This is a genomic window from Methylobacterium nonmethylotrophicum, from assembly GCF_004745635.1.
Lineage (GTDB): Bacteria > Pseudomonadota > Alphaproteobacteria > Rhizobiales > Beijerinckiaceae > Methylobacterium > Methylobacterium nonmethylotrophicum.
Genome location: NZ_SRLB01000041.1, coordinates 18,259 through 33,129 on the forward strand (window position 1 = coordinate 18,259; position 14,871 = coordinate 33,129).

Genomic DNA, 14,871 nt, shown 5'->3' on the forward strand with positions numbered 1-14,871 from the left:
CGGGACGGCAAACGGCGCCGAACCAGGCGCAACCAGTCACGATCATCAGAGGCTCGCGCATCATGGCCATCTCCCTGCAAGCTCCGGACATCCGCGAACTGAAGCCCCGCATCACCGTGTTCGGCGTCGGCGGCGCCGGCGGCAACGCCGTCAACAACATGATCGAGTCGGGGCTCCTCGGCTGCGAGTTCGTGGTCGCCAACACCGACGCCCAGGCCCTGACCTCCTCGAAGGCCGAGCGCGTGATCCAGATGGGCATCGGTGTGACGCAAGGCCTCGGCGCCGGCTCGCAGCCCGATGTCGGCCGCGCGGCCGCCGAGGAGGTGATCGACGAGATCCGCGACCAGCTCTCGGGCGCCCATATGTGCTTCATCACCGCCGGCATGGGCGGCGGCACCGGCACCGGCGCTGCCCCGGTCATCGCCCGCACCGCCCGCGACATGGGCATCCTGACGGTCGGCGTCGTGACGAAGCCGTTCCAGTTCGAGGGCGTGCGCCGCATGCGCACCGCCGAGGCCGGCATCAACGAGCTGCAGCAGGCCGTCGACACCCTGATCGTGATCCCGAACCAGAACCTGTTCCGGGTCGCCAACGAGAAGACCACCTTCGCGGACGCCTTCGCGATGGCCGACCAGGTGCTCTACTCGGGCGTCGCCTGCATCACCGACCTGATGGTGAAGGAGGGTCTCATCAACCTCGACTTCGCCGACGTGCGGGCGATCATGCGCGGCATGGGCAAGGCGATGATGGGCACCGGCGAGGCGTCGGGCGAGAAGCGCGCCAACCGCGCCGCGGAAGCCGCGATCGCCAACCCGCTCCTCGACGACGTGTCGATGAAGGGCGCCCGCGGCCTGCTGATCTCGATCACCGGCGGCAACGACCTGACCCTCTACGAGCTCGACGAGGCCGCGACCCGCATCCGCGAGGAGGTCGATTCGGACGCCAACATCATCCTGGGCGCGACCTTCGACGAGAGCCTCGACGGCATCATCCGGGTCTCGGTGGTCGCCACCGGCATCGAGCCGGCCCTGATCAACGCCAACGCGATCGGCTCGCCGGAGATCGCCCAGACCGAGCAGCGCATCGCCGAGGTGGCCGAGCGCCTGCGGGCCGAGGCCCGGGCCCGCGCCGCCGCCACCGCGACCGCCGCCAGCCCCTCCTTTCGTTCCGCCGAGGCCCCGGTAGCGCGGGCCCCGGCGCCGGAGCCGGTGGCGCATGCCCCGATGCATGCCCCGATCGCGGCGCCCGAGCCCGTCCGGATGGAGATGCCCGGCGTTCACCAGGCCGGCAGCCTGATGCGCGACGAGGTGCAGATCACCCCGGCCCAGCCGCGCAGCGCCCCGGTCTACGAGCCGGCCCCGGCCCCGGCGCCCGAGCCGCAGATGCCGATCGCCTCCGGCCCGTTCATCCCGCCCTCCCCGGCGGTGGTGCGCCCGCCGGTGATGCCCCGGATCCAGGACCTGCCGATGCCGGCCCAGAACCAGATCCGGGCGAGCCGCGGCGAGGAGCCGGTGCATCAGGCGACGCCGGACGCCAAGCGCACCTCGCTCCTGCGCCGCCTCGCCACCGTCGGCTTCGGCGGCCGGCGCGAGGACGAGGCCGGCCACCCGGCGCAGGCGGCGCCCGCCGCCCCCGCTCCCCAGCCGGCGCAGCGGCCGATGACCCAGTCTCCCATGCACCAGTCTCCCATGCACCAGGCCCCGGTGCGTCAGGCCCCGGCGCAGCAGCACGCCGCCCCGGCGCCGCGCCAGCCCGCCCCCCAGGCCTATGCCCCGCAGGCCGGCTATCCGGCTCAAACCCAGGGCTACCGCCCGGCACAGGGCAACCTCGACCCGCAGGGCCGCTCGGTGCCGGCCGGCGCCCGCATGATGGACGACGACCAGCTCGAGATCCCGGCCTTCCTGCGTCGCCAGGCGAACTGACCGGCGCCGGGCGAGACGGGGCGGAGCCCGCGCCGGGCCGGGTGCTCTGCCGCGAGGCGGCGCCCCTCGGGGCCGGTGCGGGTGCCACGATCCCGCCACGGAACCCGCCTGTGCCGCCCAAAAGACACACCCCGAGGCCACCCGGCCTCGGGGTTTACGCGTTGTTCAAGCTTCTGATCCAAAACGGGTTTTCGCGACCCAATCCGGGCCGCCGGTCTGTTACAGAGCGTAAGAATCCGTGATTTGGCCGTGCTTTCGAGCGCGACTATAGCTGTCCTACGCACAAGGGCGAAGGCCGCGGGAACGCCGGCACTGACACCCAAAGGGGCTTCAAGCAACGGACGGATCGCCTCGAACGTGGGCCTGGAAACGGGTCACGCTGGTGAGTCGCGGCCGAGGGCTGAGGTAATGAGAACAAGTCAGCAGACGACCCTACGCTCCGCCGCGAGCCTGTCAGGCATCGGCGTCCATTCCGGCAACCCCGTCTCGATCACTCTCCATCCCGCGGAGGCGCATCACGGCATCGCCTTCCTCCGCACCGGCCTCGCGAACGACCGCCTGATCCAGGCCCACCACGCCCAGGTCACCGCCACCGAGCTCTGCACCGTCATCGGCAGCCGCGAGACCGGCGCCGTCGCCACCATCGAGCACCTGATGTCCGCCCTCTACGGGCTCGGCATCGACAACTGCCTCGTCGAGATCGACGGGCCCGAGATGCCGATCCTCGACGGCAGCGCCGCCCCCTTCGTGGCGGCGATCGAGGCGGTGGGCACCACCTCCTGCGGCACGCCCCGCCGCTTCATCAAGGTGCTCAAGACCGTCCGGACCGAGAAGGGCCGCGCCTTCGCCGAGCTGCGCCCCTTCGAGCGCGGCTTCCACCTCGACGTCGAGATCGACTTCGAGAGCCCGGTCATCGGCCGCAGCCGCAAGGCCCTGACCCTGACCCCCGCCGCCTATCGCCGCGAGATCGCCCGCGCCCGCACCTTCGGGATGATGCGCGACGTCGAGCGCTACTGGAAGGCCGGCTTCGCGCTGGGCGCCTCGCTCGAGAACACCGTCGCGGTGGGCGACGGCGGCGTCGTCAACCCCGAGGGCCTGCGCTACCCGGACGAGTTCGTCCGCCACAAGCTCCTCGACGCGGTCGGCGACCTGGCGCTGGCCGGCCTGCCGATCCTCGGCGCCTACCAGTCGTATTGCGGCGGCCACGGCCTCAACGTGGCGGTCCTGACCGCCCTCTTCGCCGACCGGGCGAACTACGCCATCGTCGAAGGCGCGAGCGCCCGGCGCGAGCCGGTCTTCGCCGAATTCGGCGTCGGCCTCGGCACCGCGGTCTACGCGCCCGAACTCTAGAGCGCCCGCTCCTCGCCCGCGCCGCCCGCGTTGCAGCCGGGCCACATCGGGATGATTTCGCCGCCCTGCCGCGGCGACGGACGGAACCCGCACCACGCCGCGCCGTCTTGGTGCCCCATTCGCCCCCCAGGGTCAGGACGTTCCTGACCGATGGCCGTTCGCTCCCGCGAGCGTTGCGGCCGTCGCGGGCTTGGCGCGCCGCGCCGGGCTGCGCTAAGGGGCTCGTGGATCAGCGGCACGTAGAGCCGCCTGCTTGGGGAAGAACCCGAATGCCGTTCGCCCACCCGCTTCGCGACGCGAAGGTGACCGTTCTGCGGACCGTGCTGCTGGCGGCGTGCGGCCTCGGACTCGCCGGCTGCGACGCGATCGACTCCATCAACCCGTTCGCGTCCGAGAAGTACAAGACCGAGGTCACGCCCGACATTCCGGCCGACAAGCTCTACAGCCAGGGCCTCGCCAAGCTCGAGGACCGCGACTACGACGCCGCGACGAAGAAGTTCGAGGACCTCGACAAGCAGTACGCCTATTCCGACTGGTCGCGGAAGGCGGTGCTGATGACCGCCTATTCCAACTACGAGGGCGCCCGCTACGAGGACGCGATCAGCGCCTCGAAGCGCTACCTGCAGCGCCATCCGGGCTCGAAGGACGCGGCCTACGCCCAGTACCTGCTGGCGATGTCGCACTACAAGCAGATCCCGGACGTGACCCGCGACCAGGAGCGGTCCGAGAAGGCCCTCGTGGCGCTCACCGAGCTGGTGCAGAAGTACCCGACCTCCGAATACGCCGCCGACGCCAAGGCCAAGATCCAGATCACCCGCGACCAGCTCGCCGGCAAGGAGATGGAGATCGGCCGCTACTATCTCGAGCGGCGCAACTTCCCGGCGGCGATCAACCGCTTCCGCGACGTGGTGAGCAAGTACCAGACGACCCGCCACGTCGAGGAGGCGCTGGAACGCCTGGCCGAGGCCTACATGGCGCTCGGCATCACCGGCGAGGCCCAGACCGCCGCGGCGGTGCTCGGCCACAACTTCCCCGATTCGCCCTGGTACAAGGACGCCTACAACCTCCTCCAGAGCGGCGGCCTGCAGCCGCGCGAGGAGAAGGGGTCGTGGATCAGCAAGGCGTTCCGCGGCATCATCGGGATGGACACCCGCACCGCCGAGGCGCAGTAAGGGCCTCGCGGTCCCTCGCCGATCATGCGGCCGTGGCGCGCACTCGCGCCGCGGCCCGTTCGGCTGTAGATACCCGCCCCGATCCCTCTTCATCGTCCCGGCAAGGGTGGCATGCTGGTTCAGCTCGCGATCCGCGACATCGTCCTGATCGACAAGCTCGAGCTGAACTTCCGCGAAGGCCTGAGCGTCCTCACCGGCGAGACCGGCGCCGGCAAGTCGATCCTCCTCGACGCCTTCACGCTGGCACTCGGCGGTCGCGGCGACGGGCGCCTGGTGCGCCAGGGCGAGGCGCAGGGGCAGGTCACGGCGGTGTTCGATGCCGCCCCCGACCATCCGGCCCGGGCTCTCGCGGCCGCCGCCGACATCGACACCGAGGGCGACCTGATCCTGCGCCGCATCCAGGTCGCGGACGGGCGCACCCGCGCCTTCGTCAACGACCAGCCGGTCGGCGTGCAGGTGCTGCGCGCCATCGGGGCGGCGCTCGTCGAGATCCACGGCCAGCACGACGACCGGGCCTTGTCCGATTCCACCACCCACCGGGCGATCCTCGACGCCTTCGGCGGGCTCACCGCCCGCCAGGCCGCGGTGGCCGAGGCCGCCCGCCGGGTGCGCCAGGCCCGCACCGTGCTCGCCGAGCACCGCGCCCGGGTCGAGGCGGCCCGCAAGGAGGTCGATTTCCTGCGCCACGCTGTCGAGGAGCTCGCCGCCCTCGACCCGAAGCCGGGGGAGGAGACCGAGCTCGCCGAGCGCCGCACCGCGATGCAGCAGGGCGAGAAGGTCGCCCGCGAACTCAACGAGGCCCTCGACGCCGTCGCCGGCCAGGGCTCGCCCACCGCCCATCTCTCGGCGGCGCTCCGCAAGCTCGAGCGGCGGGCCGCCCAGGCCCCCGGCCTCGTCGAGCCCAGCATCACCGCCCTCGACAACGCCCTCGTCGCCCTGGACGAGGCCCGCACCAGCCTGGAGGATGCCCTGCAGGCGGCGGAGTTCGATCCGCGCGAGCTGGAGCGGGTCGAGGAGCGCCTGTTCGGCCTGCGCGCCGCCGGACGGAAGTACAACGTCGCGGTCGACGACCTCGCGGCCCTGCGCGAGCGCTACGAGGGCGACGTCGCGGTCATCGACGCCGGCGAGGAGGCGCTCGGCCGGCTGGAGGCCGACCTCGCGAACGCCGACGCCGCCTATCTCGAGAAGGCGCAAGGCCTGAGCAAGGGCCGGCGCAAGGCGGCGGCCGCCCTCGACAAGGCGGTGCAGGCCGAATTGCCGCCGCTGAAGCTCGAGCGCGCCCGCTTCATCACCGAGATCGCCACCGATCCGGACGCCCGCGACCCGGCCGGCCTCGACCGGGTCGAGTTCTGGGCCCAAACCAACCCGGGGACGCGGCCCGGCCCGATGATGAAGGTGGCCTCCGGCGGCGAGCTGTCGCGCTTCATGCTCGCCCTCAAGGTGGTGCTGGCCGACAAGGGCTCGGCCCCGACGCTGATCTTCGACGAGATCGACACCGGCGTCGGCGGCGCGGTCGCGGATGCGATCGGCGCCCGCCTCGCCCGGCTCTCGGCCAAGGTCCAGGTCGTGGCGGTCACCCACGCCCCCCAGGTCGCCGCCCGCGCCTCGACGCATTTCCTGATCGCCAAGGAGGCGGTGAAGGGCTCGGACCGGGTCGCCACCCGGGTCAAGCCCCTGGCCGCGGTCCCGCGCCAGGAGGAGATCGCCCGGATGCTCGCCGGCGCCACGGTGACCGAGGAGGCCCGCGCCGCCGCAGCCCGCCTGCTCCAGGCCGCCGAGGCGTGACAACGAAAGTACCGCTACCGAAAGCCGAAGCGGAGCCTCGACAGACCCTACCGTGTGGTTAAGCTTTGCCGGTGATTCGGCCGCCGGCCCTTACCGCCTCCGGCATGGTGAACAAAGAACAAATCTTAACTCTTCCTTTACCATGTCCGGCGAGAGTGCTTCGTCTCGGCGCGGGTCAGCCTTCCCCCGGACCCGCGCGACGGCACGGGGCCCGTGGTCCGATGAAGCAGGAAGCGATTCAGTCCGGAAATGCCGCTCAGGAGCCGATCCTGCCGGCCTTGTGCGTCGAGGCTCAGCAACGGCTCGGGCGGACGCTGCGCTCGCTCTACGAGCGCACGGTGGACACCCAGCCGATCCCTCTCGAGCAGGTCGACCTGCTGCTGCGCCTGCGGCACCGCGAGCGCGAGATGCAGCGTCAGCGCTGACGGATCGCCCCGAGCGGCATCGAGAGCCTTGGGATGCGGGCCTGGGATCGGTGCGTCGCTCCGTCAGACCGGCGGAGCGAAGGCGGGACGACGGAGAGGAGCGCGGCGCGGATGCTCCGCCGCGATCCGAAGAGGGCAGGGCGCCGTGCCGTCAGCGCCGCCGGCGGTCGCGAACCCGCACCGGAACGAGGACGGGCGCCTGCGCCCGGGAGCCGGCGAGCGCGAGGGCCCCGGCGAGGCCCAGGGCGGCGGCCGCCGCGGCGATGCCGGTCACGACCATCGGCGAGACCGTGAGAAGACCCGTCAGCAGGGCGAGCAGCACGAGGCCGGCGCGCAGGGCATTGGAACGGATCATCGCTAAGCCTCCATCCAGACGCCGATGAGAACGTATGGTGCGAAACCGGAGTTCCGCCCCGCCGCCACCGGCCTGTCCCGGATGTGGGGTGCCCGATCCGCTCGCGCCACCTGCGACAAAGCGGAACCCAAAGTCAGGCTTGACGTTGTCTGCTCATGATCGGCCGCGGGCCGAGACAATGGGACAAGAGGGGTCGCGCCATGCTGGGTTGGGCTGTCACTTTCCTCGTCGTGGCTCTGGTGGCCGCGCTGTTCGGCTTCGGCGGCATCGCCGGCACGGCGGTCGAGGCCGCCAAGCTCATCTTCTTCGTCGCCGTCGTGCTGTTCGCCATCTCCGCCGTGGTCGGCCTGATGCGGGGCCGCTCGCCGACGCTCTGACGTCGCACCACCGAACTCCGTCACGGTTTCGGCATCACCCGAACCTTGCGCCGCCCCTCACCGAGAGGGCGGCGCTCTCGCAGACATGCGGCATACGGTTCACGCGTCGGCCGACGGCTCGTCGGTGCCGCGCTCCAGCTCGGCGAGCAGGTTGACGAAGCGGTCGGGGATCGGTTGCTGCATCAGCTCGTCGTACATCGCGCGCAGGTGCGAGCCGAGGCGCCCCTGGACGCTGCGGTCGAGGGCGGGCTGCTCGGGCCCGGCGGCGGGGTCATCCTCCCCCGGGGCCGCCTTTGGGCCCTGCATCCCCTTGCAATCGATCATGCAATTCCCCTTCGCCCGTCCTGGACATGCGGACAGGGCGATGCCATGGCGCCCGGTATGCCGGGTCGCGCGCTTGCGGCGACAACGCACGCCGGGGGAGTCAGTTCCGCGCCGGTCCGGAACGAACGCGCCCCCGAGGCGTTGAGAAGGCGAGGGCCGACGCGCGCAAACGACAAAACCAAGGGGACCTGAATGTCGACAGCACAACTCGTGGTGCAGCACCTGCCTTACCTGCGCCGCTATGCGCGCGCCCTCACGGGCAGCCAGGTAGCGGGGGATGCCTACGTGGCCGCGACCCTCGAGACGCTCGTGAACGAGCCCGAAACCCTCGGGCGCAGCACCAACGTCAAGGCCGACCTGTTCCGCGTCTTCACCCGGATCTGGAATTCGCTCTCGGTCAACGGCCAGACCGAGCAGGCGCAGCACGACCTGCCGGCCGAGGTGCGGCTGGGTCAGATCACGCCGCTGCCGCGCCAGGCCTTCCTGCTCTCCTGCCTCGAGGGCTTCTCGGAGGAGGACGCCGCCACCATCCTGGGCGTCGACGTCTCGGAGGTCCGCGACCTCGTCGACGAGGCGGGCCGGGAACTGGCCGCCGACATGGCGACAGAGATCCTCATCATCGAGGACGAGCCGCTGATCGCCATGGACCTCGAGGCCCTGGTCGAGGGCCTGGGCCACAATGTCACCGGCGTCGCCCGCACCCGGACCGAGGCGGTCAAGCTCGCCTCGACCAAGCGCCCGGGCCTGATCCTCGCCGACATCCAGCTCGCCGACGGCTCCTCGGGCCTCGACGCCGTCAACGACCTCCTGAAGTCGTTCGAGGTGCCGGTGATCTTCATCACCGCCTATCCGGAGCGCTTCCTCACCGGCGAGCGGCCGGAGCCGGCCTTCCTGATCGCCAAGCCGTTCCAGCCGGCCAACGTCTCGGCGGTGATCAGCCAGGCCCTGTTCTTCCAGCAGAGCGCCCGCCGCCGCGAGGCCCGCGCCAGCGCCTGAGCACGGTCCACCGTCGCGCACGACCAACGAGAGTCCCGGGCCCGCCGCAGACGAAGCGGGTGCCGGGACGTCGTCGTTCCGGGGTGGCGCGCTGTCGTCGTGTGAGCTGCGTTCCGGGTCCGTCGGTCCCTTTCGCGCTTCCATCGCGTGGGAGGTCCGATGGAAGGTCCGAGTGGTGACCTCGAAGGCTGCGTCCTCACGCGCCCGGCCGGAAGCCGCTCGCGCGCCTGCGCTGATGCGGGACGAGGCGGGCCCGAGCGTGCCCGCCGCCCGATTGGGCGTGCCGGTCCCGTGTAACGCGGGCTAACCCCCGCTGCATCGCATGCGCTGACGGTCCCGCCCACATCGCGACTTCGGCGAGAGCTTCGCCATTACGGCTAGACTTGGCAGTTCTTGAGAATCGGGTCCCCGATACGAAAGAACGGGCCGGATCAGGATCCGGCCCGTTGGAAGAGTTTCCGGCCAATGCACAAGGGGAATGCGGGGAGGACCAGGTGGCCGGGTTGCCATATCAACGGGAATCCTGCGCAAAAGGTTCCGGGCCGCGGCGCGATGCGTTTCTTTTTCGTTGCCTGTGGCGAAATTGCTTCGCTTGATCCGGCGGTCGGGGCTCCTGCCCGGGGTTAACGAGCGGTTGACGGGGTCTCCGGCATTCTCGGTGTCGACTGTCCCGTTCGGGCACGGGAACGGGAACTACTTGGTCCAGCCGCGCGTTAAGGAAGCATTCTCAAGCTTCGCCGCGAGGGCCACGCGTATGCTCCGCCCGCACTTCTTCCTCGGCATCACCGTTCCGGCCGCGTTCCTCGCCCTGGTTGGGCAACCGCTGATCGAGCACTCCGTGGAGGCGCTCGCCCGTCCGGCCGGCGTCGAGCAGGCGGCGATCAAGGGTGACCGTCTCGCGCCGGCGCGGCCGGCCGTGAAGGCGCAGGTGCCGGTCGCGGTCGAGATCACGGGCCTCGGCGCCGCCAAGGTCACGCTGCGCAACGCCGCCGGCGACGTCGTCTACCAGGCCGACGCCACCCAGAACACGACCCTGGTCGCCCGCGACGCCGCCATTCCCCACGTCACCGTCCGGGAGCGGGCCGGCGCCCCGGTCGCCCAGCGCGAACCCACTCCGCCCGGCCAGGCGATCCGTCGGATGCCGGAGGGCTGCGAGGGCGCGATCAGCGGCCTGGCCGGCCACGAGGCCCGCCGGCTGCTGCCGAGCCGCTGCCTCGCCGATGCCGGCGACGTGCTGCCCAACCGTATCGCGGCCCTCTAGCCGCGCGCGGACCCAAGGAACCAAGAAACATCGAGGGAGCGACCCGCCATGATCGATTTTCGCGAGTACGAGGCCCCGTCGCCTCAGCCGTTCCCGCCGCCCGAGCGGAGCCAGCGCGACACCCAGGTCGAACCCGACATCGACCGCCTCGTGAGCCTGCTGGCCGGCATCACCGCCGTCCGGCCGGTCGACGACGTGATCTCCGCCGCCCTCGCGCGGCGCCACCTCGTGGTCTCGGCCCGCCCGCTCGCGGCCTGACGCCGGACGAACACCCCGTGAACGAAGCACCCCGGGCGCGAGGCGCCCGGGGTGCTTCGTCGTGCCTCGATCGTCGCGATGGCCCACGCTCATGCGCCGGAGGAGAGGCGACCTCCCTCCGGCGCATGAGCGTGGGTCCCAGATGATCCGCACGAGCGGTTCCGTGCCAACCGGGCGAGGCCCGGTCAGGCGAGCGGCGTCGGCTCCGGCGGGCTGGGCCGGCCGGAGTGCGGCGCCCGCTCACTCCTCGTTGGCGCGCCCGCTGCCCGAGGCCTGACCGCCCTTGCGGCCGGCCGACGAGGCCAGCTCGCGATCCTGCGAGAAGGACCGCTTTTCGGCCGGCACGCTGCGGCCGCCCTTGCTGGCGATCTCGCGCTGCCGCTCCATGTCCATGGACGCGAAGCCGCGCTTCGAAGTCGAGTTTCCGGTAGCCATGATTGCCTCCTTGGCCGGTGCTCTCAGTGCGGACAACCTTCAGCGCAAATGATGGTTCCTGCCACGCATGCCGGTCGCGAGGCGTGAAGGTCCCGAATCGGGTCAGTCCAGGTTAGGCGCGGGGCGGCCGCGTCGGGCCGAGGACTTGAACGAACATGGTCTTCGCACTCCGAAACCCGTCCGCGCGGCGCGGCCCGCGCGGGCGGAACCCGGCCGGCGGGTCGGCGTTCGCCCCTGACCCCCCGGGGCGGACGGCGCCCGTGCGCCACGGGCACCCGCCGCCCGACCGCCGCATCCCCTTCCCGGAGCAGCCGATGACCAACAGGACCATGGTGAGCCGCGAGGCCGCCGCCCACCCGGAGACCGCCCCGGCGCCGAACCGCGGCACCCTGCCGCCGATGCCGGCCGAGGAGGGCAGCCCGCACCCGACCACGACCGAGGAGCCCGGCGACTCGCCCCAGCCCAACCGCCAGTTCGGCGGCGAGCCGAAGGGCGGCCTGACCACCCGCAAGGAATACACCCGTCAGGAAGAGGCGGGCTCCCGTCCCCGCGGGCTCTGACGCAGCGGCGGTTCCCAGTCCCGCTCCGGCCCTCTACACAGGCGGAGGGGATCTGGGGCGGCGGACCATGAGCAGCGGGGCGGGAACGGCGGAGCGGTCGGGCGGCGGAGCCACCGCGGCGCCAGGCGGGGCCTCCGCCGTCGATCGCGCGGCGCCCGACCGCGGCGCCGGACAGCCGGTCGCCCGCGATGCCGCCGCTCCCGCCGGCAACGACCCGGAGGCCGCCGACGCCTCCGGCGGCCTCGACCGCAGCCTCTTCCGCTACATCTGGCGGCACTCGAAGCGCGACCAGATCCTGATCTGCTGCGTGGTGCTGGCCTCGCTGCCGCTCTACTTCGCCTCCCTCGACCTGCCGCGGCGCATCGTCAACGAGGCGATCCAGGGCCACGCCTTCGAGAAGGGCAACGAGACCGCCAAGTTCCTGATCCTGCGCCTGCAGATGCCGGACTGGTTCGGCGGCGAGCGCATGCTGTTCGGTGGCTTCGACGTCGACCGGTTCGAGCTGCTGTTCGGGCTCTCCTCGATGTTCCTGCTGCTGGTGCTGATCAACGGCGCCTTCAAGTACTGGATCAACGTGGCCAAGGGGGCGCTCGGCGAGCGCATGCTGCGGCGCCTGCGCTTCCAGCTCTTCTCGCTGATCCTGCGCTTCTCGCCCGACGCTTTGCGCCAGACCAAGGCCTCCGAGGTCGCCACCATCATCCGCGACGAGGTCGAGCCGATCGGCGGCTTCATCGGTGACGCCTACATCCTGCCGGCCTTCCTCGGGACCCAGGCCGCCACCGCGATGGCGTTCATCCTGCTCCAGAATGTCTGGCTCGGGCTCCTCGCCGCCGCAGTGGTGGGCGTGCAGTTCGTGGTGATCCCGCGCCTGCGGCGCGAGTTGCTCCGCCTCGGGCGCCAGCGCCAGCTCGCCTCGCGCCGCCTCGCCGGCCGGGTCGGCGAGGTGGTGGACGGCATCGAGGCGGTCCACGCCAACGGCGCCGAGGCCTGGGAGCGGGCCGAGATCGGCCACCGCCTCGGCGGCCTGTTCGACCTGCGTCTGCGCATCTACCGGCGCAAGTTCATGGTCAAGTTCCTGAACAACCTGCTCGCGCAGATGACGCCGTTCCTGTTCTACTGCATCGGCGGCTACTTCGCGCTGAAAGGGCAGCTCAGCATCGGCCAGCTCGTGGCGGTGATCGCCGCCTATCGCGACCTGCCGCCGCCCCTGAAGGAGCTGATCGACTGGGACCAGCAGCGCCTCGACGTGCAGGTGAAGTACGAGCAGGTGCTGCAGCAATTCCTGCCCGAGCGCCTGCTCGGGCCCGACGGGGCAGGCCGCGACGAGAGCCTGTGCGGGCGGCTCGCGGCGGAAGGTCTCGGCGTGCAGGAGCCGCACGGGCCGGTCCTCGCGAACGTCTCCCTCGGCCTGACCCTGCCCTCCCTCGTCGGCATCGTCAGCGACGGCGGCCCGGCGGCCTCGACCTTCGCGCGGGTGCTGGCCCGGCGGGTCGACCCCACCTCCGGCCGGATCACCCTCGAAGGCCACGACCTGTCGGAATGGTCCGGCGCCGCGCTCGCCCGGCGCATCGCCTATGCGGGGGTCGATCCGGTGCTGTTCCCGGGCTCGCTGCGCGACAACATCGTGTACGGCCTCAACCGGCGGGTGCCCGGGACCGCCGAGGCCGACGCCCGGGACCTCGCCGAGGCCCGCCGCACCGGCAACCCGCTCGCGCCGTTCCCGTCCGACTGGATCGACTACGACCAGGCCGGCGTGGCGGATGCCGCCGCCCTCGACGCCCTGATCCTCGACTGGCTCACCCGCATCGGCATGGGCGAGGAGGTCTACCGCTTCGGCCTCCTCGGTCGGGTCGACCCCGACCGGCACCCGGACCTCGCCGCCCGGCTGATCGAGGCCCGGATCGCGTTCCGCGAGCGCCTGACGGCCGAGAATCGCGCCCATCTCGTCGAGCCCTTCGACCCCGCCCGCTACAACCGCCAGGCGACGGTGGCCGAGAACCTGCTGTTCGGCGTGCCGACCACCACCGCGCTCACCGGACGGGCGCTCGCCGAGCACCCGGTGGTGCGCCAGGTGCTCGACCGCACCGGCCTTGCCGACGACCTCGTCGCCATGGGCGAGCGGATCGCCGCCACCATGCTGGAGATCTTCCGCGGCCTGCCGAGCGGGCACCCTTTGTTCGAGCAGTTCTCGTTCCTCTCCGCCGACGAGCTGCCGGAATACGAGGCGATCCTCGCCCGCCGCACCGCCACCGAGGCCTCCGCCGAGCGCCATGGCGGCTCGGCCTTGAACCGGATCCGGCGCCGCTGGATCGGGCTCGGCCGCTACGGCTCGGCCGACGCGACACGGCTCATCGCCCTGCCGCTCGCCTATATCGAGCCGCGCCACCGCCTCGGCCTGATCGACGACGCCTTCCGCGACCGGCTGGTCGCGGCGCGGGGCGAGCTGCGCGCCGCCCTCGACGAGGCCGGGATGGGGGGCGTCGACTTCTACGATCCCGACCGGGTCTGCGCCGCCGCACCCTTGCGCGACAACCTCCTGTTCGGCCGCATCAACCAATCGGTCGCCGACGCCGTCGAGACCGTGACGGCGATCGGCACCGCCCTCGTCAAGGAGATGCGGCTCGCCCCCGCCATCACCCGGGTCGGGCTCGACCACCAGGTCGGCCCGGAGGGGCGCTTCCTGTCGAGCAGCCAGCGGGCGGTGGTGAGCCTGGTCCGCGCCCTGGTCCGCCGGCCGGACCTGCTCGTCCTCGACGGCGCCCTCTCGCCGATGGGCGAGAACCGCGCCCGCACGGTGCTGGGCCTGCTGCTGGAACGCTACGGCCGCGAGAACAGCCTGGTGGCGGTGCTGCCGAACGACCGCGTCGCCGACCGGTTCGACCTCGTCCTGCGGGCGGCCGGCACGCAGATCCACGGCCCGGAGACACCCGCCTCGAGAGCGGCGTCCGACAGCCCGGGCGAGGCCTCCCGCACCGGGGACGAGACCTCGGCCGACGGAACCGGAGCGTCCGTCACCACATCGGAAACCTCCGGCACCGGAGGTGAAACCTCCGGCGGAGAGGCGCCGGCGGGGGCTGGCGCTGCGGCGCCGGCTGCGGCAGTCTCGGAGCGCGCCGGGGATGACGAGACCGGGCCCGGGGCGGCGCGCGTCGAGCAGGGTGTGAAGGCATGACGCTTGAGACCGAGGTGCAGTCGCTGCGCCAAGTGCCGATGTTCCGCGAGGTGGACCCGGCCCGCCTGAAGCTGCTCGCCTTCACCAGCGAGCGGGTGCACTTCGCCGACGGCCAGCGCTTCTTCGACCGGGGCGACGCCGCCGACGCGGCCTACCTGATCCTGGAGGGGGAGGCGGCGGTGACCCTCGACGGGCCGCAGGGGCCGATCCGCCTGGCGCTCCTCGGGGCGAACGCGCTGGTGGGCGAGATGGGCATCCTGGCCGACCAGCCCCGCTCCGCCACCGTGACCGCCGTGGTGCCCACGACGGCCCTGCGCATCGACCGTCGGGTCTTCCTCGAACTCCTGAGCCAGTTCCCGCAGATCGCCATCGCGGTGATGCGCGAACTCGCCCACCGCCTCGAGATGACCAACCAGCAGCTCGCCCAGACGCGGACCGGCTGAACCGACACGACTCAACGAGGCGCGCCCGCGAACGAG

Annotated in this window: 15 protein-coding genes; 12 read left to right on the forward strand and 3 right to left on the reverse strand. The window is 71.8% G+C overall.

The annotated features are described in order from the left end of the window. Nucleotides 1-62: 62 nt before the first annotated feature. From ftsZ to EU555_RS31565, 5 genes are all read left to right on the forward strand, one after another. On the forward strand, nt 63-1,922 hold the full coding sequence (ftsZ, locus tag EU555_RS31545) for a cell division protein FtsZ (RefSeq protein WP_135419295.1): 1,860 nt from the start codon (nt 63-65) through the stop codon (nt 1,920-1,922). Between the two features lie 408 nt (nt 1,923-2,330). After that, nucleotides 2,331-3,272: a UDP-3-O-acyl-N-acetylglucosamine deacetylase gene (lpxC, locus tag EU555_RS31550; RefSeq protein ID WP_135419296.1), complete on the forward strand. Its 942-nt coding sequence runs from the start codon at nt 2,331-2,333 to the stop codon at nt 3,270-3,272. Nucleotides 3,273-3,541: 269 nt separating this feature from the next. Next, a complete protein-coding gene (locus EU555_RS31555; protein WP_135419297.1) occupies nt 3,542-4,444 on the forward strand; it encodes an outer membrane protein assembly factor BamD in 903 nt (300 codons plus the stop codon). A 111-nt stretch (nt 4,445-4,555) separates the two neighbouring features. After that, nucleotides 4,556-6,229, forward strand: coding sequence for a DNA repair protein RecN (recN, locus tag EU555_RS31560; protein WP_135419298.1), 1,674 nt, complete (start codon nt 4,556-4,558; stop codon nt 6,227-6,229). Nucleotides 6,230-6,450: 221 nt separating this feature from the next. After that, the gene (locus EU555_RS31565) at nt 6,451-6,654 is read left to right on the forward strand and encodes a hypothetical protein (RefSeq protein WP_135419299.1); all 204 of its coding nucleotides are present in this window, start codon (nt 6,451-6,453) and stop codon (nt 6,652-6,654) included. A gap of 151 nt (nt 6,655-6,805) precedes the next feature. On the opposite strand, the gene EU555_RS31570 is transcribed toward EU555_RS31565, so the two are convergent. Then, nucleotides 6,806-7,009, reverse strand: a complete 204-nt coding sequence (locus EU555_RS31570) for a hypothetical protein (RefSeq protein WP_135419300.1) — start codon at nt 7,007-7,009, stop codon at nt 6,806-6,808. A gap of 200 nt (nt 7,010-7,209) precedes the next feature. Between EU555_RS31570 and EU555_RS31575 the strand changes: the two genes are divergently transcribed. After that, a complete protein-coding gene (locus EU555_RS31575; protein WP_048429091.1) occupies nt 7,210-7,386 on the forward strand; it encodes a DUF1328 domain-containing protein in 177 nt (58 codons plus the stop codon). A 99-nt stretch (nt 7,387-7,485) separates the two neighbouring features. Here the strand turns inward: EU555_RS31575 and EU555_RS31580 are convergent, their stop codons facing one another. Next, on the reverse strand, nt 7,486-7,710 hold the full coding sequence (locus tag EU555_RS31580) for a NepR family anti-sigma factor (RefSeq protein ID WP_135419301.1): 225 nt from the start codon (nt 7,708-7,710) through the stop codon (nt 7,486-7,488). Nucleotides 7,711-7,902: 192 nt separating this feature from the next. Between EU555_RS31580 and EU555_RS31585 the strand changes: the two genes are divergently transcribed. From EU555_RS31585 to EU555_RS31600, 3 genes are all read left to right on the forward strand, one after another. Then, a complete protein-coding gene (locus tag EU555_RS31585) occupies nt 7,903-8,706 on the forward strand; it encodes a response regulator (protein WP_048446558.1) in 804 nt (267 codons plus the stop codon). 754 nt (nt 8,707-9,460) lie between these two features. After that, nucleotides 9,461-9,967 (forward strand): hypothetical protein, encoded by a 507-nt coding sequence (locus EU555_RS31595; protein WP_245524590.1) that lies wholly within the window; start codon nt 9,461-9,463, stop codon nt 9,965-9,967. Nucleotides 9,968-10,015: 48 nt separating this feature from the next. Further along, nucleotides 10,016-10,225, forward strand: coding sequence for a hypothetical protein (locus EU555_RS31600; protein WP_135419304.1), 210 nt, complete (start codon nt 10,016-10,018; stop codon nt 10,223-10,225). A 240-nt stretch (nt 10,226-10,465) separates the two neighbouring features. Here the strand turns inward: EU555_RS31600 and EU555_RS31605 are convergent, their stop codons facing one another. Next, nucleotides 10,466-10,660 carry a con-10 family general stress protein gene (locus EU555_RS31605; protein WP_135419305.1) on the reverse strand — a complete coding sequence of 65 codons (195 nt, stop codon included), beginning with the start codon at nt 10,658-10,660 and terminating at the stop codon, nt 10,466-10,468. Nucleotides 10,661-10,974: 314 nt separating this feature from the next. Here EU555_RS31605 and EU555_RS31610 point away from each other — a divergent pair, with 314 nt between their 5' ends. The 3 genes from EU555_RS31610 (at nt 10,975) to EU555_RS31620 (ending at nt 14,835) form a co-directional block, all read left to right on the forward strand. After that, the gene (locus EU555_RS31610; RefSeq protein WP_135419306.1) at nt 10,975-11,220 is read left to right on the forward strand and encodes a hypothetical protein; all 246 of its coding nucleotides are present in this window, start codon (nt 10,975-10,977) and stop codon (nt 11,218-11,220) included. 67 nt (nt 11,221-11,287) lie between these two features. Then, complete coding sequence (locus EU555_RS31615; protein ID WP_245524591.1) at nt 11,288-14,392, forward strand: ABC transporter ATP-binding protein/permease; 3,105 nt, start codon at nt 11,288-11,290, stop codon at nt 14,390-14,392. Further along, entirely contained in the window at nt 14,389-14,835 is a 447-nt protein-coding gene (locus tag EU555_RS31620) for a Crp/Fnr family transcriptional regulator (RefSeq protein ID WP_093569017.1), read from the forward strand. Before EU555_RS31615 ends, EU555_RS31620 begins: the two co-directional genes overlap by 4 nt. Nucleotides 14,836-14,871 lie beyond the last annotated feature (36 nt).

Excerpts from the sequence above, each read along its gene's own strand:
- EU555_RS31610 (WP_135419306.1), top strand. The coding sequence starts at position 10,975 with ATGACCAACAGGACCATGGTGAGCCGCGAGGCCGCCGCCCACCCGGAG.
- EU555_RS31575 (WP_048429091.1), top strand. The coding sequence starts at position 7,210 with ATGCTGGGTTGGGCTGTCACTTTCCTCGTCGTGGCTCTGGTGGCCGCG.
- EU555_RS31565 (WP_135419299.1), top strand. The coding sequence starts at position 6,451 with ATGAAGCAGGAAGCGATTCAGTCCGGAAATGCCGCTCAGGAGCCGATC.
- ftsZ (WP_135419295.1), top strand. The coding sequence starts at position 63 with ATGGCCATCTCCCTGCAAGCTCCGGACATCCGCGAACTGAAGCCCCGC.
- EU555_RS31615 (WP_245524591.1), top strand. The coding sequence starts at position 11,288 with ATGAGCAGCGGGGCGGGAACGGCGGAGCGGTCGGGCGGCGGAGCCACC.
- EU555_RS31595 (WP_245524590.1), top strand. The coding sequence starts at position 9,461 with ATGCTCCGCCCGCACTTCTTCCTCGGCATCACCGTTCCGGCCGCGTTC.
- EU555_RS31600 (WP_135419304.1), top strand. The coding sequence starts at position 10,016 with ATGATCGATTTTCGCGAGTACGAGGCCCCGTCGCCTCAGCCGTTCCCG.
- EU555_RS31605 (WP_135419305.1), bottom strand. The coding sequence starts at position 10,660 with ATGGCTACCGGAAACTCGACTTCGAAGCGCGGCTTCGCGTCCATGGAC.
- EU555_RS31620 (WP_093569017.1), top strand. The coding sequence starts at position 14,389 with ATGACGCTTGAGACCGAGGTGCAGTCGCTGCGCCAAGTGCCGATGTTC.
- lpxC (WP_135419296.1), top strand. The coding sequence starts at position 2,331 with ATGAGAACAAGTCAGCAGACGACCCTACGCTCCGCCGCGAGCCTGTCA.
- recN (WP_135419298.1), top strand. The coding sequence starts at position 4,556 with ATGCTGGTTCAGCTCGCGATCCGCGACATCGTCCTGATCGACAAGCTC.
- EU555_RS31585 (WP_048446558.1), top strand. The coding sequence starts at position 7,903 with ATGTCGACAGCACAACTCGTGGTGCAGCACCTGCCTTACCTGCGCCGC.
- EU555_RS31580 (WP_135419301.1), bottom strand. The coding sequence starts at position 7,710 with ATGATCGATTGCAAGGGGATGCAGGGCCCAAAGGCGGCCCCGGGGGAG.
- EU555_RS31570 (WP_135419300.1), bottom strand. The coding sequence starts at position 7,009 with ATGATCCGTTCCAATGCCCTGCGCGCCGGCCTCGTGCTGCTCGCCCTG.
- EU555_RS31555 (WP_135419297.1), top strand. The coding sequence starts at position 3,542 with ATGCCGTTCGCCCACCCGCTTCGCGACGCGAAGGTGACCGTTCTGCGG.